This window comes from Clostridium sp. CAG:43 (assembly GCF_000434655.1).
Classification (GTDB): domain Bacteria; phylum Bacillota; class Clostridia; order Lachnospirales; family Lachnospiraceae; genus Otoolea; species Otoolea fessa.
In genome coordinates this window covers 1746-3938 of the sequence record NZ_FR895013.1, presented here as the reverse complement: position 1 = coordinate 3938, position 2193 = coordinate 1746, and the positions used below count along the sequence as shown (strand labels likewise).

3 protein-coding genes are annotated in these 2193 nt (G+C 46.5%); 1 reads left to right on the top strand and 2 read right to left on the bottom strand.

What is annotated here, in order from left to right:
- Positions 1 to 209: 209 nt before the first annotated feature.
- Together QVO97_RS01395 and QVO97_RS01390 are read right to left on the bottom strand one after the other, a co-directional pair.
- Positions 210 to 773, bottom strand: a complete 564-nt coding sequence (locus QVO97_RS01395; protein WP_022358635.1) for a chromate transporter — start codon at positions 771 to 773, stop codon at positions 210 to 212.
- A gap of 14 nt (positions 774 to 787) precedes the next feature.
- A complete protein-coding gene (locus QVO97_RS01390; protein ID WP_022358634.1) occupies positions 788 to 1363 on the bottom strand; it encodes a chromate transporter in 576 nt (191 codons plus the stop codon).
- Positions 1364 to 1625: 262 nt separating this feature from the next.
- On the opposite strand from QVO97_RS01390, the gene QVO97_RS01385 reads away from it, so the two are divergent.
- Positions 1626 to 2193 (top strand): LysR family transcriptional regulator (locus QVO97_RS01385; protein ID WP_288188592.1); only part of this gene is annotated, 568 nt, incomplete at its 3' end.

The following is a 2193-nucleotide window of genomic DNA, read 5'->3' as shown; positions in this document are numbered from 1 at the left end:
GATTTTTCTATATTTGTTATTCTTTTTATTTTGTTGTGATTTTTTAGAATATTCTAACTATTTGAAGTCTATGCATCTATTTCCCCTAATCCCAGAAATGGCATCGAATCAAAAAAATCCGATGCCATTTCCATCCATTCATAAATACAGCTTTCAATCTCCATCTACACTCTCATTTATATCTATTACCTATTCCTATACTACCTTCTCTACAAATGATACTCAATCAATTTAACTGCCAGGCTGACACCGCCGCAGACCCACATCACAAGAATTGGGTTCAGTTTCCATTTACGGAGCGCTATAAAAGCTGCCGAAAAAAAAACCAGACTGCCCCACTGGATCATCCTCTCCCCATTTACCTCTGGAAGAACTGCTGCCAGTAGCATCGAAAGTCCGGCACCCGCGATCAGCGCCACTACCGCTGGGCGAAGACTGCCTAAAATACTTCCCATCGCAGAGCCGCCACGATAACGCCGATATATGTATGCCAATACCGATACAATGATACAAGATGGGAAAATACATCCCCAGGTTGCCGCAACCGCTCCCGGAAGTCCCGCTATCCGAATTCCGACAAAGGTTGCTGAATTGACCGCAATCGGTCCCGGCGTCATTTCCGCGATCGTGATAAGATTCGTAAACTCCGTCATCGTAATCCATCCCTGTCGTTCCACAATCAGGCTCTGTACCAGTGGAATCGCCGCGTAGCCGCCGCCCACGCTGAAAAGCCCTATCTGCAGAAAGCTCAAAAATAATTGTATATAGATCATATCTATTCTCCCCTCTATACCGCACCGGCCGTCTGCTCACGTTTTCTCATCCAGATAAATCGAATCGTTCCCGCCAGAATACCCGCCGCAATGATATAGATTACATTCACATCCAGCACAAAATCAGCCAGAAACGCAATTACCATGATTGCAATTGAATACAGTTTTTTTTCCTTCAGAACATTCACTCCCAGCCCACAGGAAACATCCAGAATCACAGCCGCCACGCCGACTCGCATTCCCTCTAGTGCTGCTGCCACCCAGACGTTCGACGCAAACGCGGCGTAACAGACGGATAAAACCGCCAGAATCGCCATCGGCGGAAGAATCGTTCCGATGACTGCCACCACCATTCCGGCAAACCCATATACTTTCCAGCCAACCAAAATTGCCCCATTTACCGCAATCGCGCCCGGACAGGACTGTGCCAGTGCGGTAAAATCAAGCATTTCCTGTTCATCAATCCAGTGAAGCTCATCCACGAAACATTTCTTCATAAATGTCACAATGACAAAACCACCCCCGAATGTAAATGCGCTGATATAAAGTGTTTTTAAAAATAAAACCAGCAGTCGATGCTTCTGTTTCATCTGCCATTCCCCCTTTTATCTTTTGTCTCGCCCAGTTCTCCTTCGCGCAGAACAACATTCCTTTTTCTGTGCCCATTATAACACTTGCCAATTCATTTTAAAATTACTATAATTTATATATAGTTCTTATCAAAATATCTATGATTGTTTATAAAAGCAGCGCCGTCAAAAATAACATTTCTGACGGCAGGCAAAAAGCAGGACAAACACACAGATACGAATGTTTCTCACTCCTTATGAAACATTCGGGAAAGGAGTTTTCATGACACTGCGGCATTTCCGAATTTTTATCGAAGTAGCGTCCACCGGAAGCATTACACAGGCGGCACGCAATCTCTACCTGACGCAGCCAACTGTCAGCACCGCCGTCCGGGAGCTCGAAGAACACTACGGAACATTATTTTTCGACCGGATCAACCAGCGTCTGCGCATTACTGGCGAAGGGCGACGTTTTCTCGACTATGCACGCCATTTTATCCAGATGTACGATGAAATGGAACTTGCATTTTCCAATTCCGGAATCAGCGGGATTCTCCGCATCGGCGCCAGCACCAACGTGGGGATTTCCTATCTGCCACGTTTCATGCAGCTATTTCAAGAGACATATCCCCATGTGCACACGCAGGTCCATATACAGACGACCGCACAGACGGAAGCCATGCTCTTAAATGGGGCGCTAGATCTTGCAATCGTCGGCGGCACCATCCGCTCCGAACAGATTGCCTTGACTCCCCTGTTTCAGGAACACTACACCGCTATCTGCGCGCCTGGACACCCGATGGCAGAAAAAACCGTTTCCATCAATGCATTTATGAAAGAACCTCTGCTCT

Bases quoted from the DNA above. Each gene is read 5' to 3' on its own strand.
- QVO97_RS01395 (WP_022358635.1), bottom strand. From the start codon at position 773: ATGATCTATATACAATTATTTTTGAGCTTTCTGCAGATAGGGCTTTTC.
- QVO97_RS01390 (WP_022358634.1), bottom strand. From the start codon at position 1,363: ATGAAACAGAAGCATCGACTGCTGGTTTTATTTTTAAAAACACTTTAT.